Origin of the sequence: Streptomyces sp. CRCS-T-1, assembly GCF_024442335.1 — a bacterium.
GTDB lineage: Bacteria > Actinomycetota > Actinomycetes > Streptomycetales > Streptomycetaceae > Streptomyces > Streptomyces koelreuteriae.
Window position 1 is genome coordinate 336,587 of record NZ_CP101651.1, and the last position, 20,869, is coordinate 357,455.

The 20,869-nt window shown below is 70.8% G+C and carries 21 protein-coding genes; 10 read left to right on the forward strand and 11 right to left on the reverse strand.

The features are described from left to right. The first annotated feature begins 57 nt into the window (after positions 1–57). Complete coding sequence (locus NNW99_RS01485) at positions 58–1,395, forward strand: S1 family peptidase (RefSeq protein ID WP_215116755.1); 1,338 nt, start codon at positions 58–60, stop codon at positions 1,393–1,395. Between the two features lie 107 nt (positions 1,396–1,502). On the opposite strand, the gene NNW99_RS01490 is transcribed toward NNW99_RS01485, so the two are convergent. Further along, positions 1,503–1,688 (reverse strand): hypothetical protein, encoded by a 186-nt coding sequence (locus NNW99_RS01490; protein ID WP_215116756.1) that lies wholly within the window; start codon positions 1,686–1,688, stop codon positions 1,503–1,505. Positions 1,689–1,788: 100 nt separating this feature from the next. Continuing rightward, complete coding sequence (locus NNW99_RS01495) at positions 1,789–2,949, reverse strand: ROK family transcriptional regulator (protein ID WP_215116757.1); 1,161 nt, start codon at positions 2,947–2,949, stop codon at positions 1,789–1,791. 172 nt (positions 2,950–3,121) lie between these two features. Between NNW99_RS01495 and NNW99_RS01500 the strand changes: the two genes are divergently transcribed. The 4 genes from NNW99_RS01500 to NNW99_RS01515 are packed head-to-tail and all read left to right on the forward strand — an operon-like array spanning position 3,122 to position 7,617. Continuing rightward, positions 3,122–4,087, forward strand: a complete 966-nt coding sequence (locus NNW99_RS01500) for a carbohydrate ABC transporter permease (protein ID WP_215116758.1) — start codon at positions 3,122–3,124, stop codon at positions 4,085–4,087. Between the two features lie 18 nt (positions 4,088–4,105). Further along, positions 4,106–5,029, forward strand: a complete 924-nt coding sequence (locus tag NNW99_RS01505) for a carbohydrate ABC transporter permease (RefSeq protein ID WP_215116759.1) — start codon at positions 4,106–4,108, stop codon at positions 5,027–5,029. A gap of 10 nt (positions 5,030–5,039) precedes the next feature. Continuing rightward, the gene (locus tag NNW99_RS01510; protein WP_215116760.1) at positions 5,040–6,389 is read left to right on the forward strand and encodes a sugar ABC transporter substrate-binding protein; all 1,350 of its coding nucleotides are present in this window, start codon (positions 5,040–5,042) and stop codon (positions 6,387–6,389) included. A gap of 28 nt (positions 6,390–6,417) precedes the next feature. After that, a complete protein-coding gene (locus NNW99_RS01515; protein WP_215116761.1) occupies positions 6,418–7,617 on the forward strand; it encodes a Gfo/Idh/MocA family protein in 1,200 nt (399 codons plus the stop codon). A 27-nt stretch (positions 7,618–7,644) separates the two neighbouring features. On the opposite strand, the gene NNW99_RS01520 is transcribed toward NNW99_RS01515, so the two are convergent. Continuing rightward, positions 7,645–8,340 carry a L,D-transpeptidase family protein gene (locus tag NNW99_RS01520; RefSeq protein ID WP_215116762.1) on the reverse strand — a complete coding sequence of 232 codons (696 nt, stop codon included), beginning with the start codon at positions 8,338–8,340 and terminating at the stop codon, positions 7,645–7,647. Positions 8,341–8,423: 83 nt separating this feature from the next. Further along, positions 8,424–9,056: a maleylpyruvate isomerase family mycothiol-dependent enzyme gene (locus tag NNW99_RS01525; protein ID WP_215116763.1), complete on the reverse strand. Its 633-nt coding sequence runs from the start codon at positions 9,054–9,056 to the stop codon at positions 8,424–8,426. 70 nt (positions 9,057–9,126) lie between these two features. Between NNW99_RS01525 and NNW99_RS01530 the strand changes: the two genes are divergently transcribed. Continuing rightward, entirely contained in the window at positions 9,127–10,047 is a 921-nt protein-coding gene (locus NNW99_RS01530; protein WP_215116764.1) for a LysR family transcriptional regulator, read from the forward strand. Here the strand turns inward: NNW99_RS01530 and NNW99_RS01535 are convergent. The 4 genes from NNW99_RS01535 to NNW99_RS01550 all read right to left on the reverse strand — a co-directional run bounded on the left by NNW99_RS01535 (position 10,044) and on the right by NNW99_RS01550 (position 13,593). Continuing rightward, positions 10,044–10,829, reverse strand: a complete 786-nt coding sequence (locus NNW99_RS01535; RefSeq protein WP_215116765.1) for an SDR family NAD(P)-dependent oxidoreductase — start codon at positions 10,827–10,829, stop codon at positions 10,044–10,046. The genes NNW99_RS01530 and NNW99_RS01535 overlap by 4 nt on opposite strands. Before the next feature lie 28 nt (positions 10,830–10,857). Continuing rightward, entirely contained in the window at positions 10,858–11,772 is a 915-nt protein-coding gene (locus NNW99_RS01540) for an SDR family oxidoreductase (protein WP_215116766.1), read from the reverse strand. A 103-nt stretch (positions 11,773–11,875) separates the two neighbouring features. Continuing rightward, positions 11,876–12,505 (reverse strand): MBL fold metallo-hydrolase, encoded by a 630-nt coding sequence (locus NNW99_RS01545; protein ID WP_215116767.1) that lies wholly within the window; start codon positions 12,503–12,505, stop codon positions 11,876–11,878. Next, positions 12,505–13,593 (reverse strand): S-(hydroxymethyl)mycothiol dehydrogenase, encoded by a 1,089-nt coding sequence (locus NNW99_RS01550; RefSeq protein ID WP_215116768.1) that lies wholly within the window; start codon positions 13,591–13,593, stop codon positions 12,505–12,507. The genes NNW99_RS01545 and NNW99_RS01550 overlap by 1 nt, the downstream gene beginning before the upstream one ends. Positions 13,594–13,775: 182 nt before the next feature. Here NNW99_RS01550 and NNW99_RS01555 point away from each other — a divergent pair, with 182 nt between their 5' ends. Next, the gene (locus NNW99_RS01555; protein WP_215116769.1) at positions 13,776–15,530 is read left to right on the forward strand and encodes an ABC transporter ATP-binding protein; all 1,755 of its coding nucleotides are present in this window, start codon (positions 13,776–13,778) and stop codon (positions 15,528–15,530) included. A 124-nt stretch (positions 15,531–15,654) separates the two neighbouring features. After that, positions 15,655–16,020, forward strand: a complete 366-nt coding sequence (locus NNW99_RS01560; RefSeq protein ID WP_215116770.1) for a nuclear transport factor 2 family protein — start codon at positions 15,655–15,657, stop codon at positions 16,018–16,020. A gap of 50 nt (positions 16,021–16,070) precedes the next feature. Here NNW99_RS01560 and NNW99_RS01565 read toward each other — a convergent pair whose 3' ends face one another. Continuing rightward, complete coding sequence (locus NNW99_RS01565; protein ID WP_215116771.1) at positions 16,071–17,069, reverse strand: CU044_5270 family protein; 999 nt, start codon at positions 17,067–17,069, stop codon at positions 16,071–16,073. Between the two features lie 250 nt (positions 17,070–17,319). Next, positions 17,320–17,871 carry an RNA polymerase sigma factor gene (locus NNW99_RS01570; RefSeq protein WP_215116772.1) on the reverse strand — a complete coding sequence of 184 codons (552 nt, stop codon included), beginning with the start codon at positions 17,869–17,871 and terminating at the stop codon, positions 17,320–17,322. A gap of 105 nt (positions 17,872–17,976) precedes the next feature. Here NNW99_RS01570 and ctaD point away from each other — a divergent pair, with 105 nt between their 5' ends. Continuing rightward, positions 17,977–19,584, forward strand: coding sequence for a cytochrome c oxidase subunit I (gene ctaD / locus NNW99_RS01575; protein ID WP_215116773.1), 1,608 nt, complete (start codon positions 17,977–17,979; stop codon positions 19,582–19,584). Next, positions 19,581–19,931, forward strand: a complete 351-nt coding sequence (locus tag NNW99_RS01580) for a hypothetical protein (RefSeq protein ID WP_215116774.1) — start codon at positions 19,581–19,583, stop codon at positions 19,929–19,931. The genes ctaD and NNW99_RS01580 overlap by 4 nt, the downstream gene beginning before the upstream one ends. A gap of 5 nt (positions 19,932–19,936) precedes the next feature. Here the strand turns inward: NNW99_RS01580 and NNW99_RS01585 are convergent, their stop codons facing one another. Further along, on the reverse strand, positions 19,937–20,821 hold the full coding sequence (locus NNW99_RS01585; RefSeq protein WP_215116775.1) for an NAD(P)-dependent oxidoreductase: 885 nt from the start codon (positions 20,819–20,821) through the stop codon (positions 19,937–19,939). Positions 20,822–20,869: the final 48 nt, after the last annotated feature.

Genomic DNA, 20,869 nt, shown 5'->3' on the forward strand with positions numbered 1-20,869 from the left:
AACTCCAGGAGGGCCCCGCGGTGTTCGCACCGCGATGTTCGGGTTCGGGAGCCATGCATGAGGCACGCACGACGACGGGTCGTCCGGCGAGTGACACAGCTGGCGGCCGTCGGCGGACTCCTCCTCGGAGGAACGATGGTCACCACCGCTGTGGCGAGCGAGCCCCCCGACCCAACCGTCGGCGTCCCCTACTCGGCGAAGCCGGGCACGGGCATGGGCAGCGACCTGGTGTCCCGGCTCGGGACCTCCCGCACGGCGGGGAGCTGGGTCGACTCCTCCGGGCGGCCGGTCGTCGCGGTCACCGACGAGAAGGCGGCCGCGGAGGTCAAGCGCGCCGGTGCGCAGGCGAAGATGGTGCCCCGCAGCATGAGCGACCTCAAGTCCGCGACGTCGGCGCTGCGTTCGGCGCCGCGGGTGTCCGGGACCTCCTGGTCCCTGGACTACCAGAACAACCAGGTGGTGGTACGGGGCGACAGCACGGTCTCCTCCTCCGACTGGTCCCGGCTGACCGAGGTCGCGGACGGCATCGGCGGCTTTGTGCGCATGGAGCGCACCGAGGGCACCTTCACGACGCGGATCAACGGCGCGGAGCCCATCCTGTCGACCGCCGGGCGCTGTTCGGCGGGCTTCAACGTGACCGACGGGAAGACCGACTACATCCTCACGGCCGGGCACTGCGGGCCCGACGGTTCCGTCTGGTTCTCGGACGACCGGGGCCGCGATCAGGTCGGCACCTCGCTGAAGGGGAGCTTTCCCGGCGACGACTACTCCCTGGTGAAGTACGACAGCGGCAACGCGGGCAAGGGCGCGGAGGTCGTGGCGGTCGGCGAGGGCGAGGGTGTGCGGATCACGGGCGTGGCCGATGCCGAGGTCGGGAAGAAGATCTTCCGCAGCGGCAGCACCAGCGGGCTGCGCGAGGGCGAGGTGACCGCGCTGAACGCGACGGTCAACTACCCCGAGGGCACGGTCACCGGGCTGATCGAGACGAACGTGTGCGCCGAACCGGGCGACAGCGGTGGCCCGATGTTCGCCGACGGCATCGCGCTCGGTCTGACCTCGGGCGGCAGCGGTGACTGCGCCGCGGGCGGTACGACGTTCTTCCAGCCGGTGACGAAGGCGCTGACCGAGCTGGGGGTCAAGCTGATCGTGGCCAAGCAGGCCGGTGGCACGGCACCCGCTCCGTCGGCCTCGGGCGCCGCTTCGCCCGGTTCGTCGGCACCGGTGACGGGTGAGGACGTGGCGGGCCTGCTGACCCGCCTCACCGACCCGCGCAACGTCGGCCCCGGCATGCTGGTCATCGCGGGCAGCCTCCTCGCCCTGGTGGCGACGCGCTGGATCCGCTCGGAGCAGGACCGCAAGGCGTATCGGCAGTACTACTCCGCCACTTGGGGGTGACCCCGCTCCGCGGGAGCAGACAGCAGAGGAAAGTGCGAGGGGGGCACCCGTGGATTCAGGGTGCCCCGGGGACGAGGGTCCGACGCGTCAGCGGACCTGGATGACGCTCAGGCCGCCGGCGCGGGCTGCGGGGCCGCGGCGGCCCACTCCAGGACGAGCCGCCGATATTCCTCACGCTGCTCGCCGCTCAGTGTCCCGCCCGACCGGCGCCACAGGGCCCGGATCTCCTCGTTGACCTCGTCAGCCGATCGCTCGGGTGAGGATTCAACAGTGGTGGACATGGTGTGAAGCATACGGTCCCGGACGTGAAGGCGATGTGAGTAATCACGAGCCAATCGGGCATTCCGGACAGTGTTGCTGATCACGTCCATCTCCCGGTAAACGTGAGCCTGTTCACGCTTCGGCTGATCCCAGGACCAGCACCTTGATAGCCAACACGGCCGCGCCGCGCGCCCAGTCGTGAAAATCGGACACCTTCGTCTCGAGGTCGACCGGTGCGGCCAGGGGATGCCGGTTGTCGCGGATGGTCTCCTCGACCGTCTCGCCCGCCACATCCATCAGCCCGACCCCCTCCCCCGCGAGCAGGATCCTCTGCGGCATCACGAAGTTGGAGATCTGGGCGACGAGCGTGCCCAGCGCGCGTGCGGCCTCGCCGATGACCCGGGCGGGCATCGGGTCCCCGGCGGCGGCGAGCGCGAGGATCTCCTCGTAGGTCCGGTCGCGGCCGGTGGCGGCCTGGACCTGGTAGCGGATGTTGGGGATGGTCAGCAGCGAGACGGCGCTGCCGCGCCGGCCGTCCGGGGTGAGCGGGCCGCTCGGGTCGACGATCCAGTGACGGCCGAAGCCGCGGTCCTCCTCGGCGCAGGACACCCGCTTGCCGCCCAGGACGAGCCCGTAGCCGATGCCGGCGCCGATGGTGAGGACGGCGAAGCGGTCCAGGCCGCGTCCGGCGCCGAACCAGGTCTCGGCCTCGACCAGGGCGGCGACGTCGTTCTCGACGACCACGGGCAGCCCGGTGCGCTCCTCGACGAGTTCGGCGAGGGGGACGTCCCGCCACAGCAGGAAGGGGGACTCTCCGACCACGGCCCGGTCCCGGACGAAGCCGCCCACCCCGATGCCGATCCCGGCGATCCGGGGGTGCTCGGCGGCCAGTTCGGCGGTCATCGCGCCGAGCAGGTCGGCGACCTCGGCGGGGTCGTGGGTGGTGAGCGGACGGTCGTGGCGGGCGACGATATGGCTGCGCAGGGTGGTGACGACGCAGTAGACCGTGTCCTCGGTGATCTTGAAGCCGAGGAAGGACCCCGAGTCGGCGACGACGTCCAGCGGCTGCGAGGGGCGGCCCTGGCGGGCCTCCGCCGGGGCTTCGGCCTCGGCGGCCTCGATCAGCAGGTTCGACTCGATCAGCGGCTTGGTCAGCCGGGTGAGGCTGCCGGGCGACAGGCCGAGCCTGCGGGCGAGCTCGGTCCGGGACAGCGGGCCGTGGACGAGTACTTCGATCGCCACGGAGCGCTCCCCCGCGCTCAGCGGCAGCCAGCCGGCGGTGCCTGCGGTCATGTACGTCCGACTCCCCTCAGCTCTTTTTTTCGCACTGAAACCAACATGACCACTCTACGGCGATGAAGGTTCGTGCGAAAAGATGTTTGCGCACCCCTTGACGCAGCAATTGTTTCGCACCAAAAGTAAGTCCCGCCAGAGGACGAGCCGCCGTATGCGAGGGAGTCGCCCGATGACCATCGCCTCCAGCAGTCCTCCGTCGCGTCTGCCCGCGGGCGGCGCCGCGGAGGCACGCACCAAACCCAGGACACATCGGACCGAGGTGGGGGACGACCGGGGAGACGGACGGCTGGCCGCGGTGTTCATCGCGCCGGCGATGCTCGGCTTCCTGGTCTTCCTGCTCTGGCCGACGCTCCGGGGCATCTATCTGAGCTTCACCCGCTACAACCTGCTGACCCCGGCGGAGTGGGTGGGCCTGGACAACTACGTCCGCATGGTCAACGACCCCATCTTCTGGGACTCGCTGTGGGTCACCGTCGAGTACGTCGTCATCAACATCGGCGTGCAGACGCTCGCGGCGCTCGCCATGGCCGTCCTGCTGCAGCGGCTGACCCGGTCGGCGATGCTGCGCGGGATCGTGCTCACGCCGTACCTGATGTCGAACGTCGTGGCCGGCCTCGTCTGGCTGTGGATCCTCGACACACAACTCGGCATCGGCAACGAGATCGTCAGCGCCCTCGGCGCCGGCCGCATCCCGTTCCTCGCCGACGAAACCTGGGCCATCCCGACGATCGCACTCATCAATGTGTGGCGGCACGTCGGCTACACCGCCCTGCTGCTGTTCGCCGGCCTCCAGGCCATCCCCAACGACATGTACGAGGCGGCCCGGGTGGACGGCGCGAGCGAGTGGCGGATGTTCTGGCGGATCACCATGCCGCTGCTGCGGCCGGTGCTCGCCGTGGTGCTGATCATGACCGTGATCGGGTCGTTCCAGGTGTTCGACACCGTGGCCGTGACCACCGCGGGCGGTCCTGCGAACGCGACCAACGTGCTCCAGTACTACATCTACGGCTCGGCCTTCGGGCGCTTCCAGTTCGGCTACGCCTCGGCCATGTCCGTCGCCCTGCTGGTCGTGCTGAGCGCGATCACGATCCTGCAGTACCGGCTCACCCGGGCCGGCCGGACCGACCTCGGCTGACGGAAGGGAGACACCGACATGGCCACCGTGACGACAACGACGCCCACGACCGTGCGACCGGCCCGGCGCAGGTTCTCCTTCGGGAAAGCCGCCGCCTGGACCGTGATGGGACTGATCGTCCTCATCACCATGCTGCCGTTCTACTGGATCCTGCGCACCGCGCTCTCCACCAACGCCGGCCTCAGCGCCGACCCGACCAACCCGCTGCCGGTGGACCTCACCACGAGCGGATTCGAGCGGGCCCTGGGCATGCAGTCGGCCGAGGAGGCCGTCAAACAGGGCGGCGCGGGCGGCGGGCTGGACTTCTGGCGCTATCTGCTCAACTCCGTGCTGGTCTCGACCCTGATCACCGGCTGTCAGATCTTCTTCTCCGCGATGGCCGCGTACGCCTTCTCGCGGCTGCGCTGGCGGGGCCGGGACAAGGTGTTCGGGCTGTTCCTGGCCGGGATGATGGTGCCGGCCATCTTCACCCTGCTGCCGAACTTCGTGCTCATCAAGCAACTGCACCTGATCGACACGCTCCTCGGTATCGCGCTGCCCACGATGTTCATGACGCCGTTCGCGGTGTTCTTCCTGCGGCAGTTCTTCATGAACATCCCCCGCGAGGTCGAGGAGGCCGCGCTGCTCGACGGCGCCGGGAAGATCAAGATCTTCTTCCGGGTGGTGCTGCCGATGGCGTCCACACCGATCATCACGCTGGGCGTGCTGACGTACATCACCTCCTGGAACGACTACTTCTGGCCGCTGATGGTCTCCTACAGCGACAGCTCGCGGGTGCTGACCGTGGCGCTGGCGGTCTTCCGGGCGCAGACCCCGGCGACCGGCGTCGACTGGTCCGGGCTCATGGCGGCGACGCTGATCGCCGCGCTGCCGATGCTCGTGCTGTTCGCCTGCTTCGCGCGACGCATCGTCAGCTCCATCGGCTTCACCGGGATCAAGTAAGGGGACTATGATGCGAATTCGACTTCGTCCGCTTCTCGCGGCGACCGGAGCGCTGGCGCTGTCCCTGGTCAGCGGATGCGCGGGGGGCGGCGCTGCCGGATCCTCCGCGAACACCGTCACGTACTGGCTGTGGGACGCCAACCAGCTCCCCGCCTACCAGGCCTGTGCCAAGGGGTTCGAGAAGGAGAACCCCGGGCTCAAGGTGAAGATCACGCAGCTCGGCTGGAGCGACTACTGGACCAAGCTCACCGCCGGGTTGATCGCGGGCACCGCGCCGGACGTGTTCACCGACCACATCCAGAACTTCGGCCAGTTCGTCGATCTGAAGGCCCTCGAACCGCTCGACGACCTCGGCATCGAGAACTCCGACTACCAGCCGGGCCTCGCCGCCAACTGGATCGGCAAGGACGGCCACCGCTACGGCGCTCCCAAGGACTGGGACACCGTCTCGCTGTTCTACAACTCCAAGATGACCGCGGAGGCCGGGCTCACCGCCGAGCAGATGGGCGAGCTGTCCTGGAACCCGAAGGACGGCGGCACCTTCGAGAAGGCCATCGCCCACCTCACGATCGACAGGAAGGGCAAGCGGGGCGACGAGCCGGGCTTCGACAAGAACAACGTCAAGGTGTACGGCCTCGCCACGGGCGGCGGCGGCTTCGGCGACGGCCAGACGCAGTGGAGCCCCTTCACCGGCTCCGCCGGGTGGAACTACCTGAACAAGGCGCGCTGGGGCACGAAGTACCAGTACGACAGCAAGACCTTCCAGTCGGTCGTCGACTGGTACTTCGGCCTGGCGAAGAAGGGCTACATGCCGCCGCTGTCGGACTACAACATCCAGTCCAACCAGCAGAACACGCAGGTCGCGGCGGGGAAGGCGGCCACGACCTTCGACGGGGCCTGGATGATCTCCACCTACACGGGCTTCAAGGGCCGGGACATCAAGACGGCCGCGACGCCGGTCGGACCGACCGGCAAGCGCGCCACCATGATGAACGGCCTCGCGGACTCCATCACGAAGGCGTCCAAGAACAAGGCGGGCGCCAAGAAGTGGGTGGCGTATCTGGCCTCGGACGAGTGCCAGACCGTCGTGGGCAAGTACGGCGTCGTCTTCCCCGCCACCGCGGCCGGGACCGAGGCCGCCGTCGCCGCGTACCGGAAGAAGGGCATCGACGTCTCGTCGTTCACCGAACCCGTGGCCGACAAGAAGCGCTTCCGGACGTTCTCCTACCCGATCGCCAGCTACTCCGCGGACATGACGGCGCTCATGCAGCCGGCGATGGAGGACATCTACGGCAACGGAAAGCCCGTCAGCAGCCTCGACCAGACCAACGACCAGATCAACCTGATCCTCTCGCAGTGATCACCCGCACAGTGAAGGGCATGCTCCTATGACGTTCTCCCTCGGCATCGTCGGCGCCGGACAGTTCTCGGGCCAGTTCGCCACCCTGTTCCAGGCCCACCCCGGCGTCGGCGACGTCTACGTCACCGACCTGCTGCCCGAGAGGGCCGAACAGCTCGCCTCCGCCCAGGGGCTCGCGGGCACCTTCCCGTCGTACCAGGCCATGCTGGAGTCGGAGGACGTCGACGCGGTCGCGATCTTCACCCAGCGCTGGACGCACGGCCCGCTGGTGCTGCAGGGCCTCAACGCCGGCAAGCACGTGTACTCCGCGGTCCCCATGGCGATCAGCACGGAGGAGATCGCGGCGATCATCGACACGGTCAAGGCCACCGGCCTGACGTACATGATGGGCGAGACCAGCGAGTACAACCCGGCGACCGTCCACGCCCGCAACCAGATCGCCGAAGGCGCCTTCGGGCGGCTCTTCTACGCCGAGGGCGACTACGTCCACGACATGGACCTGGGCTTCTACGAGGCCTACCAGTACAGCGGCGGCGAGAACTGGAAGGCCACCGCCAGCTATCCCCCGCTGCTGTACCCGACGCACGCGATCGGCGGGGTGCTGGGCGCCTGGCAGACGCACGCCGTCAGCGTGTCGGCGATCGGTGTCCTCGACGACCGGGGCGACGGCGTCTTCGACAAGGACGTCAGCCAGTTCGGCAACGACTTCTCCAACGCCACCGCGCTGTTCGAGGTCGCCGGCGGCGGCTCGTTCCGTACGAACGAATTCCGGCGGGTCGGCTACCCCTCGCACATCCGCGAGTCGCGCTTCCGCTTCTTCGGCACCGAGGCGAGCATGGAGCAGCTCGCCACGGTCGCCCTGTGGCAGGACAAGCAGGGGGTGAAGGACATCAGCGAACTGCTGGAGCCCAAGCCCACCATGGCTCCCGACGACCCGTCGCTGCGGCACATCGCGCCGGAGCTGCGGGCCGCCTTCACCTCCGGGTCGGCTCCCGTGCACGACCGTGAGCGGCTGCCGAGGGAGTTCGACCACCTCCACAACGGCCACGAGGGCAGCCACCACTTCCTGGTGGACGACTTCGTGACCGCCGTCAACTCGCGCACCCTGCCGTCGGTGAACGCGTGGGTGGCCGCCCGCTACACCCTGCCCGGCATCATCGCGCACGAGTCCGCGCGGCAGGGCGGGGTACGGCTGGAGATCCCGGACTTCGGGGACGCGCCCCAGTAGGTGCCGGGGCGGGCCGGGTGCCTGGGATCAGGTGCCCGGCTTGCGGCCGTACACGAAGACGTCGTCGCCCTTCTTCAGCAGCGACCAGTACTTCTTGGCGTCGGTCTTGGTCATGTTGACGCAGCCGTGCGAACCCGGCGGGTTCCAGACGCTGATACCGACCGAGTGGAAGGCCTGGCCGCCGTCGAAGAACTGGGCGTAGGGCATCGGCACGTCGTAGATGGAGGAGACGTGGTCGATGTTGCGCCAGTAGATCTTCTTCAGGCCCGTGCGGGTCTCGTCGCCGTTACGGCCGGTGCGGACCGGGACCGGACCGTAGACGAGCTTCTTGCCGTCCTGGATCCAGCTCAGCTGGAGGGTCAGGTTCACACAGGCGATCCGGCCCTTGTTCACCGGGCACTTGCCGTCCTTGTTGGGGTTCGTCCCGACAGCCTTCTGCTTCTGCATCAGGTCCATCACGCCCCAGGTGACGGGCCCGGCGTAGCCGATGTTCGGGGAGATCCCGTGTTTGGTCTGGAAGGCGCGGATCGCCTTGCAGTCGGCGGCGGACTGCTTGCCGTCGACCGGTCGGCCGAGAAACTTCTCGACCTGCTTCTGGTGCGGGCCGGCCTGCGTGGTGCAGCTCGCGGCCTGCGCCGGGGTGGCGCCGAGCGCGAGTGTGAGCGGGGCCACCAGGCCGGTGACCCCGAGTGCGACGGCTCCCCGTCTGCGGATGTCCCCCATGGCTCGTCATGCCCTTTCGCGAGGATGGTCTGCGGTGTGCTGCCTGCTAGACGGGCGAAGGGGCGGTTCGGTTGTGCGGGAGTTCAGCCGGCGACGAAACGGTGACATACCTCACCGGTCAGCCGGCCGGGCGGAAGGCACCGGCCGTAGGCGACCAGCAGGAGGTCCTGCGCCGTGCCGTGCAGGGGTGCGCCGGTGCCGTAGGTCCAGTCGAGGTCGTCGGCGTGCAGCCGTACGCCGTCGAGGTCGGCGCCGAAGAACCGGGACGTCCGGGGGCCGACGGTGCCGAGGACGACGCTCAGCCGGTCCTCGGGGACACGGCGGTCGAGGCCGAGTGCGACGGTGACGTCCAGGCCGTGGACGACGTCGTGGGCCAGGGCCGTCTCGAAGCCGCCGACGGGGGGCTTCCACGGGTGGTGGGCGTGCTCGCTCAGGAACGCGGCGAGCCGCTCGTCGGGGTGGGCGGCGGCGTCCCGGCGGGCGAGGCGGTCGGCCATCCGGTTGATGCTGCCGCCCGCCTTGGCCAGCTCCCACAGCACGGCGGGCGTGGAGTGCCGGAAGCCCATCGACATGTGGGCCACGACCTCGCGCACCCGCCAGCCCGCGCACAGACTCGGCGCCTCCCACCGCTCGGGGTCCAGATCGCCGAACAAGGCGGCGAGCTCCCGGCGTTCGGCGGCTATGGCTGCGGTGATGTCGTGCGCTGCGGTTCCCATACGTCCAGGGTCGATGCGCGTGATCCATAAGTCCAAGAGCTGGTTGTGCTGGCCCCTAGCATGGTCGCTTATGGAGCTGAGGCAGCTGCGGTACCTCGTCGCCGTCGTGGAGGAAGCGAGCTTCACCCGGGCCGCCGAGCGGCTGCATGTGGCGCAGCCCGGGGTGAGCGCGCAGATCCGGCAGCTGGAGCGGGAGCTGGGCCGGCCGCTGCTGGACCGGACCGGCCGCTCGGTGACGCCGACGGAGGTCGGCGAGGCGGTCCTGCCGCATGCGCGGGCGGCGCTCGCGGCCGTCGACGGGGTGCGGCAGGCGGTCGCGGAGTTCGGCGGGCTGCTGCGGGGCCGGGTCGGGATCGGCCTGGTGCCGGGCACGCTCGGGCACGCCATCGATGTGCCGGGGGTGCTGGCCGGCTTCCACGACGACCATCCTCAGGTGGAGATCACCCTCACCGAGGCCACCTCGGACCTGATGCTCACGGCACTGCGCCGCGGCGAGCTGGACATCGCCGTGGTCGGACTGGCGGACCGGGAACCGCCGCCCGGTGTGGCCGTGCGGGTGCTGGTCGACGTGCCGCTGGTGGTGGCCGTCGCGGACGGCCATCCGCTGCTCGCGGAGTACGCGGGCCGTACGGCGGTGCCGCCGGCGGCGCTGCGGGAGCACGCCCTGGTCAGCCTGCCGAGTGGGACCGGGGTGCGCGGCGCCCTGGAGGGGGTGTGCGCGGAGGCGGGGTTCCGGCCGCGGGTCGCCTTCGAGGCGGCGGCCCCGGAGGCGCTCACCCGGCTCGCCGCACGCGGACTCGGCGCGGCCGTCGTCCCGGAGGCGGAGCCCCCCGGCGAGCTGCGCACCCTGCTCATCGACCACCCCCGGGCGCGCGGCCGCATCGCTCTGGCCTGGCGCACGGAGGGCCCGACCGGCCCAGCGGCCAGGGCCCTGCTGGACCGGCTCCGGGAGACGCTGCCGCGCCAGGGCGCCTTCGCGGAGACGGTCTAGGGCCGCAAGGCGTCGTGAAAACCGGTGTTGACGGCGGTGAGGCCGCCGTCGACGACCAGGGTGGTGCCGGTGATCCAGGAGGCGTCGGACGAGGCGAGGAAGGTGACGGCCGCCGCGATGTCCTCCGGTTCGCCGACCCGGCCCAGGGGGTAGAGCCGGCGCAGCGCTTCCAGGTCCTCGTCGCGGCCCTCCCAGGCGGTGGTGCGGACGGTGCCCGGCACCACCAGGTTGACGCGGACACCGCGCGCGGCGGCGTGACCGGCGAGGGTGCGGGTCAGGGAGCCCAGGCCTGCCTTGGCGGCGCTGTAGGCGTGGTTGCCGAAGTCCTGCAGGCCGTTGACCGAGCCGATCGAGACGACGGCGCCGCGCCCGGAGGCGGCCAGGTGCGGCAGCGCGGCACGGCAGCAGCGGTACGCGCCGGACAGCGTGACATCGAGGTCGCGCGCCCACGACTCGTCCGGTTCGTCCTCGAAGAGGGGCGCGTCGGGCGAGCAGTGGGCGGCGCTGTTGACCAGCACGTCGAGCGAGCCGAAGGTGTCGACGGCGTGGGCGACGGCGGCCTCGGTCGCCGCCCGGTCGGCCACGTCGCACCCGATCCCCTCGGCGGTGAGTCCCTCCTCCCGCAGGGCCCGCGCGGTCCCCGTGGCCGCGGGCGGGTCCTGGTCGGCCACCAGGACCCGTGCGCCCTCCCACGCGAAGCGGCGGGCGGTGGCGGCGCCGATGCCGCGTGCCCCGCCGGTGATGAGAACCCCGTACCCCTCGAAGCGCCTGGTGTCCGTCATGGGCCGACCGTACTGCCCCGGGGCCGGCTCAGCGGTAGCCGCTCGTGTCCGCCGGCCCGCCCGCGTCCTGGACCTCGACGAGATAGCGCCAGGCGTCCGGGCGGCTGCCGTCGAGGTCGGTGAAGCCGTACACCTGGGCGAGGCCGCCGCTGGAGAGGGACTGGCCGTTGAAGCGGGACACGTCCGGGTCGGCGGCGAGGGCGGCCACGGCCCGGCCGACGTAGCGGGGGGTCTCCGAGATGGCGAAGTGGGGGACGCGCTCCAGGGCGTCGTGCCAGTTCTCCTCCGCGACCCCGAAGGTCTCGAGCATGAGTTCCGAGCGCAGCCAGCCGGGGGTGAGGGCGACGGCGGTGGCGCCGCGCGGGCCGAGTTCGTGGCCGAGGGCGAAGGCCATGCGCAGGACGGACGCCTTGGCGAGGTCGTAGAAGAAGTTCACGCGGTAGTTGTCGCCGTTGTAGTCGGCGGTGCCGTCGGTGACCTCGACGACCAGGCCGCCGGGGTTGCGCAGCAGCAGGGGCAGGGCGTGGTGGCTGGTGATCGCGTGGGTCTCGACGGCGAGCCGGAGCAGGCGCAGGCCGTTGTCCAGGTCGTGCTCCCAGAGCGGGCTGTCCCACTCGAAGAGCTTCTCGCCGCCCCAGATGTCGTTGACGAGGACGTCGAGGCGGCCCTGTTCGCCGTCGATCCGCTCCACGAGCGTGCGGACCTGCGCCGGGTCGAGGTGGTCGGCGGGGACGGCGATGCCCTGCCCGCCGGCCTCGGTGACCAGGTCGGCGGTGTCCTCGATGGTCTCGGGCCGGTCGTACTCCGAACGGCGGGTGCGGGTGCTGCGTCCGGTGACGTAGACGGTGGCGCCCGCCGCGCCGAGTTCCACCGCCATGCCCCGTCCGGCGCCCCGGGTCGCACCGGCGACCAGTGCGACCTTGTCCTTCAGCGGAGCTGACATGTCCGACCTCCCGTTGCCGTGAATGCGTGGTGCTTCGAGAGTGACGGGTAAGCCGGACATCTTCTGTCGTCTTTTGCTGTCGGTGTGTCCCGGCCGCTCGCGGTCAGTGGCCGCGGGCGATCCACTCCTGGAGCTGCGGGGCCTCCGCGCCGATGGTCGTGGAGTCTCCGTGCCCGGTGAGGACCTTCGTCTCCGGCGGCAGTGTGAGCAGCCGGTCGCGGATCGAGTCGATGATCGTCGGGAAGTGGGAGAAGGACCGGCCGGTGGCGCCGGGGCCGCCCTGGAAGAGGGTGTCGCCGGTGAAGACGGTGGCGAGACCGGGGTCGTACAGGCACACCGCGCCGGGCGCGTGCCCCGGGGTGTGCAGGATCCGCAGGTCGGCGCCGCCGGCCTCGATCGTCTGGCCGTCGACCAGCCAGGCGTCGGGCTCGCGGTCCGGGTGGGTCTGCTTCCACAGCGGCAGGTCGTCGTGGTGCAGCCAGATCGTGGCGCCGGTGCGCTCGGCGAGGGCGGGGGCGGCGTCGATGTGGTCGTTGTGGGCGTGGGTGCACACGATCGCGGTGAGCCTGCGGTCTCCGACGGCCTCGGCGATGGCGTCGGCGTCGTGGGCGGCGTCGATGACGATCGCCTCGTGGTCGTCGCCGACGATCCACACGTTGTTGTCGACGTCCCAGGTGCCGCCGTCGAGGCTGAACTGGCCGGAGGTGACGAGGCGTTCGACTCGGGTGGTCATCAGAGCACCACCACCGAGCGCAGCACGTCGCCGTGGTGCATCCGCTCGAACGCCTTCTCCACCTCGTCGAGCTGGATGGTCTCGGTGACGAACGCCCCGAGGTCCAGGCGCCCTTGCAGATGCAGGTCGATCAGCATGGGGAAGTCGCGGGAGGGCAGACAGTCGCCGTACCAGCTCGACTTGAGCGATCCGCCGCGGCCGAAGACGTCGAGCAGCGGCAGTTCGAGCTTCATGTCCGGGGTGGGCACACCGACGAGGACGACCGTGCCGGCGAGGTCGCGGGCGTAGAAGGACTGCTTGTACGTCTCCGGGCGGCCGACCGCCTCGATGACGACGTCGGCGCCGAATCCGCCGGTCAGCTCGCGGATGGCCTCGATGGGGTCCGTCTCGCGCGAGTTGACCGTGTGGGTGGCGCCCATCGTCCGGGCGGTCTCGAGCTTGCGGTCGTCGATGTCGACGGCGATGATCCGCGCGGCTCCGGCGAGCTGCGACCCGGCGACGGCCGCGTCACCGACGCCGCCGCAGCCGATGACGGCGACCGTGTCGCCCCGGCCGACGTTGCCGGTGTTGATCGCGGCGCCGATGCCGGCCATGACACCGCAGCCGAGCAGCCCGGCCACCTGCGGGGCGACCTCCGGGGCGACCTTGGTGCACTGCCCGGCCGCGACCAGGGTCTTCTCGGCGAAGGCGCCGATGCCGAGGGCCGGGGAGAGTTCCTGCCCGGTCGAGGCGAGGGTCATCTTCTGCTCGGCGTTGTGGGTGTCGAAGCAGTACCAGGGGCGTCCGCGCAGACAGGCCCGGCACTTCCCGCACACCGCACGCCAGTTGAGGATCACGAAGTCGCCTTGCTCGACGTCGGTGACGCCGTCTCCGACCGCCTCGACCACGCCCGCGGCCTCATGGCCGAGCAGGAACGGGAAGTCGTCGCTGATGCCGCCCTGCTTGTAGTGCAGGTCGGTGTGGCAGACCCCGCAGGCCTGGACGCGCACGACCGCCTCTCCGGGGCCGGGGTCGGGCACCACGATCGTCTCGATGCGCACCGGCTCGTCCTTGCCGGGTGCGATCACACCGCGTACTTCCTGCGCCATGGCGCTGACTCCTTCGTCGGCCGGGGTCGGTCCCTTCCGACCCTACGCGCGACTGATCGGTAAGGGGCGGGGATCGGCCACCTCAGACGCATGATCACGAGTTCTGCCCAGCGCAGAAAGCAGGGTGCCGTACGAGGCCGGCGCCCTAGCCTGAACGCTCCGCCCGACGCCGAAGGAGCGACGTGAGCCTCGCAGAGACCGATACCGCCGTGCCACCCTGGCGGCTGCTCCTCGGATACGTCCGGCCGCACCGCTGGTCCCTGGCCGCCGGTGCCGTGCTCTCGCTGGTCACCGGGGCGACCGGGCTGCTGCTGCCGCTGGTGGCCAAGGGCCTGATCGACGATCTGTCGCACGAGAGGGCCATCACCGGGGCGCTGCTGGCGATGTCGGCGCTGGTGCTGGCCAACGCGGTGGTGGGCGCACTGGGTTCGTACGTGCTGCAGCGCACCGCCGAGTCGGTGGTGCTCGGGGCGCGGCGCGCGCTGTCGTCGTATCTGCTGCGGCTGCGGATCACCGCCGTGGACCGCAGCGAACCCGGGGACCTGATGGCCCGCATCACCTCCGACACCACGCTGCTGCGCCAGGTCACCACCAACTCGCTGGTCGGCCTCGGCACGGGCGGTCTCACCCTCGTCGCGACGATCGTGATGATGGGCCTGGTGGATGTCGTGCTGCTGGGCGTCACGCTGGCCGTGATCGCGGGCGCCGGGGTGATCCTGGGCGTGATCGTGCCGCGCATCAACAAGGCGAGCCGGCGGGCGCAGGACGCGGTGGGTGTCATGGGCGCCTCGCTGGAGCGGGTCCTCGGCGCCCTGCGCACCGTGAAGGCGTCCGGTGCCGAGCACCGGGAGGAGGCCACGCTGCACGAGGCGGCGCAGGAGTCCTGGCGGCAGAGCGTGCGGGCCGCCAGGTGGTCGGCGGCCGCGGGCAACACGGCGGGGCTCTCCATGCAGATCGCCTTCATCACGGTGCTCGCGGTGGGCGGCGCCCGCGTCGCGACCGGCGCCGTCGACGTGGGCACGCTGGTCGCGTTCCTGCTCTACGTCTTCTATCTGATGTCGCCGATACAGCAGGTCGTCGGCGCCGTCACGCAGTACCAGACGGGCGCCGCGGCCCTCACCCGCATGCAGGAGGCACTGCGACTGCCCGCCGAGCCGTCCGCCCGGTTCGCGCCGCTGCCCTCCCCCGGCGACCGGCCCGCCGCCCTCGCCTTCGAGGACGTCCGCTTCCGCTACGCCGACGACCTGCCGTACGTCCACCACGGCGTGACGTTCGCCGTGCCCGCGCAGGGCATGACGGCGTTCGTGGGCCCGTCCGGCGCCGGCAAGACCACCGTCTTCTCCCTGATCGAGCGGTTCTACGACCCCGACTCCGGCGCGATCACGCTGGACGGCCGGGACCTCGCCGACTGGGAACTGCCCCGACTGCGCGCCTCGATCGGCTATGTGGAGCAGGACGCGCCGGTCCTGTCGGGCTCCCTGCGGGACAACCTGCTGCTGGGACATCCGGACGCGGACGAGGACGCCCTCGCGCGGGTGCTGAAGACGACCCGTCTCGACGGTCTGGTGTCGCGGCTGCCCGCGGGGCTGGACACGCTCGTCGGGCACCGCGGCACCAAGCTGTCGGGCGGTGAGCGGCAGCGCGTCGCCATCGCCCGCGCGCTGCTGCGCCGCCCCCGGCTGCTGCTGCTCGACGAGGCCACCTCGCAGCTGGACGCGGTGAACGAGGCGGCGCTGCGGGACACCGTCGCGGACGTGGCCCGGACGACCACGGTCCTCGTCGTGGCGCACCGGCTGTCGACGGTGACGATGGCCGACCGGATCGTGGTCATGGACGCGGGCCGGGTCCGGGCCGTCGGCACGCACCGCGAACTCGTGACCTCCGACCCGCTCTACGCGGAGCTGGCGGCGACCCAGTTCCTGACCGCGGCCGACTGAGCCGACGGATCGGGGCCGGTGGACCGGCTGCGCTTGCCCAGCCCGCCGGGCGGGAGGAGGCTCAGGGGTGAGGCTTCTCGCGGCCCGCTCCCCGTCGGGTCGCGGCCCTTCGAAGGAGGTCATCATGGGAACCGCGGCAGACTCCGCCTTCGACCGAGAGATCCTGCGCCGGGGCTTGGAAGGCCAGACCCCGGAGATGCTGCTCTCCCTCTACGCCGACGACGCGGAACTCCGCATCGTGGACCGCACGACCCAGCCCAGCCACCCCAAGGTCCTGCACGGCCGCGACGAGATCGGCCGGATGCTGGAGGACGTCTACAGCCGCGACATGACGCACAAGCTGGAACGGTGCGTCGTCCAGGGCGACGAGGCCGCCTACAGCGAGAGCTGCGAGTACGCGGACGGCGTGCGCGTCCTGTCCGAGTCCATGATCTCGCTGCGCGGCGGAAAGATCACCGAACAGACCCTGATCCAGGCCTGGGACGAGTAGGCCCCGGGACGCTCCCCACTGCCACCCGCGCCCGCCCCGGGCTGTCGTGATCAGCCCATCCAGGCGCTGTACGACATGACGTCGCCCTTTTTGACGCCGTACTCCGGTTCGTCGGCGGTGAAGGTGCTCTCCAGGCCGAGGACGGTGCCGGTGGCCGGGTTCGTGATCAGCATGTGGCGGACGCCGGAGCCGTCGTACACGTATGCCTGGCCCTGCCGGCCCAGCCGGTCGGTCACCCGGCCGACCGGTCGCAGGCCCTCGGTGTCGGCCAGGAGGCGGGCGAGCGCCGCGGTCTCCCGGGCGCCGAGGGTCCAGTGGTCGAGCAGTACCTCGACGGCGTCCAGCAGTTGGGGCGTGGTCAGCGGCCCGTCGATGTACTGGGCCTCCGTCAGATAGGCGCGCAGCCGTGCGGGGTCGCTCGGCGGCGGGGACTGGGGCGGTGCGTCGCTCCAGCTCGGCGGGTAGGTCCGGTCGCTGATGACATGCCCGTCGTCGACGAGATGGGGCTCGCCGCCCGCGTCGGAGAGGACCGGGCGGCCGGGGTGCCTCGGGTCGGTGGCCACAACCAGCTCGGTGTGGCTGGCATCGGCCCGCCAGCGCACGATGCGTTCCTCGGGCAGGGTGATCGGGGGCTTGTCGTCCGACATGCCGAGGCTCCAGGACTGCACGTGCGTGCCCTTGCGCAGACGGGGTGAGCCGTCGGCCGCGGCCTGCTCGGCACGGTCGGCCAGCCGGTCCAGGGGGACGGGGGTGGAGCCGGTGTGCACCACCAGCGGGCGGGGTGCGGCGACCGCGGGTGCGGTGTCCGGGCCGCTCAGCACGAGGGTGAGCGTCAGGGCGGCGACGACGGCGGTGGCCACGAGCCCCCAGGCCAGCCGGGGCCGGCCCGGACCCGGCAGCAGCCGGTCCCGCAGACGGCCGGAGGGCCGCTCACTCAGCAGACGCGCGAGCCGGCGCTCCGCGTCCAGGTCCAGTGGGCCGTCGCCGAGGTGCGGGCCGTCGTGCGGCACCGGGTTGGCGCTGCGCAGCAGTTCGAGTTCGTCAGCCATGGCCGTGTTCCTTCGGGGCGGTCATGCGGGCGGGAGGCAGGGAGCCTCGCTCGCGGCGGAGGCGTGGGCGGCGCGGGTGGCGCGGGTGGCGCGGGCGGGACGCCGGATACGCCGACGGCCCGTCGGCGACGGCGGATACGGGGCACCCGGCCGGCTTTCACCGACCGTCACGTCCCCGCTCCTCGAGCAGCCGCGGGCCGCGTAGGTGCGGCGTCCCCTGCCCAGGCCTTCGGTCGTCACACGAGACGCGTCAGTCATCGTCCCGCCCTCCCGCGGAGTGCGCGTCGGCCTTGGCGCGCTCAGGGGCCATGCGGTCGATCTCCGTTCTCAGCCGGCGGCGGGCCCGGTGCAGTCGCATCGCGGCGGCCCGGCTGCCGCAGCCGAGGGCGACCGCGACCTCGTCGACGCCGAGTTCCTCCCAGGCCGTCAGCCGCAGCACCTCCTGGTCGGCCGGGGAGAGGCGGGACAGTGCCTCGTGGACCCAGGCGCCGGGGGTGTCGGCCTCGGGGCCCATCGCGATGTGCCGCCCGTGCGCGGTGTCGTCGTTGCCGAGCCGGTCGACGAGCCGGCGGCGGCGTCCGTGGCCGCGTACCGCGTTGGCCAGACAGTTGCGTGCCACGCCGTACAGCCAGGGCAGCGGGGAGGGCGGCAGGTCGGCCCGGCGCCGCCAGGCGACCGTGAACACCTCCGCCACCACTTCCTCCACCTCACCGGCCCGCCCCTGAAGTCGCCGTGCGACATAGCGGCTGACCGCCCAGTAGTGCTCGCGGTAGGCAGCGGCGAAGATCTCGTCGTTGCTCATGTCCCGTTCGTGTCCGGCACCTTCTCGATCGTCACACCCGTTTTCGTGATTCTCGTCGCGTCATCGCAGTGTGACGTCCGGGCGGGGCTCGGACACAGGCGGGGTATGAGGCACCTCAAGTGGCTGACGACCACGGATCACAAGACGATCGGCACGCTGTATCTGGCGACGTCGTTCGCGTTCTTCGTCATCGGTGGCGTGATGGCGCTGTTCATGCGCGCCGAGCTGGCCCGGCCGGGTCTGCAGATCATGTCGAACGAGCAGTTCAACCAGGCGTTCACGATGCACGGCACGATCATGTTGCTGATGTTCGCGACGCCGCTGTTCGCCGGCTTCGCGAACTGGATCATGCCGCTGCAGATCGGCGCGCCCGACGTGGCGTTCCCGCGGCTGAACATGTTCGCCTACTGGCTGTACCTCTTCGGCTCGCTCATCGCGGTCGGTGGCTTCCTCACCCCGCAGGGCGCGGCCGACTTCGGCTGGTTCGCCTACAGCCCGCTCTCGGACGCCGTCCGCAGCCCGGGCATCGGCGCCGACATGTGGATCATGGGTCTGGCCTTCTCCGGCTTCGGCACCATCCTCGGCTCGGTCAACTTCATCACCACGATCATCTGCATGCGCGCCCCGGGCATGACGATGTTCCGCATGCCGATCTTCACCTGGAACGTGCTGCTGACCGGTGTCCTGGTGCTCCTCGCCTTCCCGGTCCTGGCCGCGGCCCTGTTCGCCCTGGAGGCGGACCGCAAGTTCGGCGCCCACATCTTCGACTCCGCCAACGGCGGGGCGTTGCTCTGGCAGCACCTCTTCTGGTTCTTCGGCCACCCAGAGGTGTACATCATCGCGTTGCCGTTCTTCGGCATCATCTCCGAGGTCATTCCGGTCTTCTCCCGTAAGCCGATGTTCGGTTACACGGGTCTGATCGGGGCGACCATCGCGATCGCGGGTCTGTCCGTGACGGTGTGGGCGCACCACATGTACGTCACCGGCGGTGTGCTGTTGCCGTTCTTCTCCTTCATGACCTTCCTGATCGCGGTCCCGACCGGTGTGAAGTTCTTCAACTGGATCGGCACCATGTGGCGCGGCAGCCTGTCGTTCGAGACGCCGATGCTGTGGGCCATGGGCTTCCTGATCACGTTCGTGTTCGGCGGGCTCACGGGTGTGCTGCTGGCCTCGCCGCCGATCGACTTCCATGTCTCCGACTCGTACTTCGTGGTGGCCCACTTCCACTACGTCATCTTCGGCACCGTGGTCTTCGCGATGTTCTCCGGCTTCCACTTCTGGTGGCCGAAGTTCACCGGCAAGATGCTGGACGAGCGCCTCGGCAAGATCACCTTCTGGACGCTGTTCATCGGCTTCCACGGCACGTTCCTGGTCCAGCACTGGCTGGGTGCCGAGGGCATGCAGCGGCGCATCCCCGACTATCTGGCGGTGGAGGGCCTGACGACGCTCAACACGGTGTCGAGCATCTCCTCGTTCCTGCTCGGCATGTCGATGCTGCCGTTCTTCTACAACGTCTGGAAGACGGCGAAGTACGGCGAGAAGGTCACGGCCGACGACCCGTGGGGCTACGGCCGTTCCCTGGAGTGGGCCACCTCCTGCCCGCCGCCCCGCCACAACTTCGTCGCCCTCCCCCGGATCCGCAGCGAGTCCCCGGCGTTCGACCTGCACCACGCGGACGTCGCCGCGGCGGAGCGGGAGCTGACGCTCCGATGACCGCGATGGAGGGGTTCCCCGTGGACATACGGGCGTTCCATCACCAGGTCGAGGGCCATCTGCTGGCCGCCGCGGCGCAGGAGGAGGCCCGTACGGCCGCCGAGCGCTTCGCCGCCGGGCTCGACTGGCTGCCGGAGGCCCAACGGCGGGAGGTGGAGCGGCTGTTCGCGGCGGAGCACCTCGCCCTCACCCGGGCCTCGTGGCAGCGGACGGCCCACCGCGGGGAGGAACTGCGGGGCGAGTACGAGGCGGTGTACCGCGGGCTCCGCGCACGGCTGCTCGCCGCTGTGCTGCTCGGAGTCACGCTGGTGGTGGCCGTGAACCTCGTGGTACTGGGGTCGGGCTAGACCGCTCAGTCCCTCGTCGCGGGGCGCAGGACCTCGATCAGGCTGGCGTAGCTGTCCTGTCCGTGACCCGCCGCGCCGGCCTTCTCCATCGCCGCCTTCAGCAGCTCGGGCAGCGCGTTGTCGATGCCCCGGGCCGCCGCCGCGTGGATGAGGTGGTCGATGGCCGCGATCTGTACGTCGACGGTGGCGTCGTCGCCCGGGTAGCGGCCCGCGTCCACCTGGGGCGCGTAGGTGGTGAGGAAACCCGCCACGGCGGTCAGCCAGCGGATCGCGACAGGGGTGAAGGCGGTGGCGGGCGTCCCCTCGGCGCCGACCAGCGCCGTGCCGTGCAGCCAGCCGGTCATGGTGGACCACATCAGGCCGAGCAGCGCGGCGTCGTAGAGGGAGGCGAGTCCGGGGTCGGTGCCGAGGTAGAGGGGGTCGCCGAGGGCCGCCAGCGTCGGGCGGTGGGTTTCGAAGACCTGCCGGGAGCCGCTGTAGAGGAACATCATGGCGGGGTCGCCGACGCCGGGCGGGGTGGTCATGATGGCGCCGTCGAGATAGTCGACCCCATAGGACCGGGCCCACTTGACGGCCTCGTGGGCCTGCTCGGGAGAGCCGGAGGTGAGGTTGACCAGGGTTCTGCCGTCGAGGTCGCCGACGGCGGACGGGTCGACGATCGCGAACAGCACCTCGTAGTCCAGCACGCAGGCGATGGTCAGCGGGGAGGCGGCGACCGCCTCCTGGGGCGTGGCGGCCTGGCGGGCGCCTCGCTCGACCAGGGGCCGGGCCCTGTCCGGGGTCCGGTTCCAGACCGTGGTCGGGTGGCCCCGGTCCAGCAGCGCGGCGGCCAGGGCCGAGCCCATCGAGCCCAGTCCGAGAACGGTGACGGCCTGCGGTTCTGCGTTCATGCCCAACTCCTCGTGAAACGTGCGTAGGTGATGCGTGATCACGTACGG

Excerpts from the sequence above, each read along its gene's own strand:
- NNW99_RS01485 (WP_215116755.1), top strand. The coding sequence starts at position 58 with ATGAGGCACGCACGACGACGGGTCGTCCGGCGAGTGACACAGCTGGCG.
- NNW99_RS01490 (WP_215116756.1), bottom strand. The coding sequence starts at position 1,688 with ATGCTTCACACCATGTCCACCACTGTTGAATCCTCACCCGAGCGATCG.
- NNW99_RS01495 (WP_215116757.1), bottom strand. The coding sequence starts at position 2,949 with ATGACCGCAGGCACCGCCGGCTGGCTGCCGCTGAGCGCGGGGGAGCGC.
- NNW99_RS01500 (WP_215116758.1), top strand. The coding sequence starts at position 3,122 with ATGACCATCGCCTCCAGCAGTCCTCCGTCGCGTCTGCCCGCGGGCGGC.
- NNW99_RS01505 (WP_215116759.1), top strand. The coding sequence starts at position 4,106 with ATGGCCACCGTGACGACAACGACGCCCACGACCGTGCGACCGGCCCGG.
- NNW99_RS01510 (WP_215116760.1), top strand. The coding sequence starts at position 5,040 with ATGCGAATTCGACTTCGTCCGCTTCTCGCGGCGACCGGAGCGCTGGCG.
- NNW99_RS01515 (WP_215116761.1), top strand. The coding sequence starts at position 6,418 with ATGACGTTCTCCCTCGGCATCGTCGGCGCCGGACAGTTCTCGGGCCAG.
- NNW99_RS01520 (WP_215116762.1), bottom strand. The coding sequence starts at position 8,340 with ATGGGGGACATCCGCAGACGGGGAGCCGTCGCACTCGGGGTCACCGGC.
- NNW99_RS01525 (WP_215116763.1), bottom strand. The coding sequence starts at position 9,056 with ATGGGAACCGCAGCGCACGACATCACCGCAGCCATAGCCGCCGAACGC.
- NNW99_RS01530 (WP_215116764.1), top strand. The coding sequence starts at position 9,127 with ATGGAGCTGAGGCAGCTGCGGTACCTCGTCGCCGTCGTGGAGGAAGCG.
- NNW99_RS01535 (WP_215116765.1), bottom strand. The coding sequence starts at position 10,829 with ATGACGGACACCAGGCGCTTCGAGGGGTACGGGGTTCTCATCACCGGC.
- NNW99_RS01540 (WP_215116766.1), bottom strand. The coding sequence starts at position 11,772 with ATGTCAGCTCCGCTGAAGGACAAGGTCGCACTGGTCGCCGGTGCGACC.
- NNW99_RS01545 (WP_215116767.1), bottom strand. The coding sequence starts at position 12,505 with ATGACCACCCGAGTCGAACGCCTCGTCACCTCCGGCCAGTTCAGCCTC.
- NNW99_RS01550 (WP_215116768.1), bottom strand. The coding sequence starts at position 13,593 with ATGGCGCAGGAAGTACGCGGTGTGATCGCACCCGGCAAGGACGAGCCG.
- NNW99_RS01560 (WP_215116770.1), top strand. The coding sequence starts at position 15,655 with ATGGGAACCGCGGCAGACTCCGCCTTCGACCGAGAGATCCTGCGCCGG.
- NNW99_RS01565 (WP_215116771.1), bottom strand. The coding sequence starts at position 17,069 with ATGGCTGACGAACTCGAACTGCTGCGCAGCGCCAACCCGGTGCCGCAC.
- NNW99_RS01570 (WP_215116772.1), bottom strand. The coding sequence starts at position 17,871 with ATGAGCAACGACGAGATCTTCGCCGCTGCCTACCGCGAGCACTACTGG.
- ctaD (WP_215116773.1), top strand. The coding sequence starts at position 17,977 with ATGAGGCACCTCAAGTGGCTGACGACCACGGATCACAAGACGATCGGC.
- NNW99_RS01580 (WP_215116774.1), top strand. The coding sequence starts at position 19,581 with ATGACCGCGATGGAGGGGTTCCCCGTGGACATACGGGCGTTCCATCAC.
- NNW99_RS01585 (WP_215116775.1), bottom strand. The coding sequence starts at position 20,821 with ATGAACGCAGAACCGCAGGCCGTCACCGTTCTCGGACTGGGCTCGATG.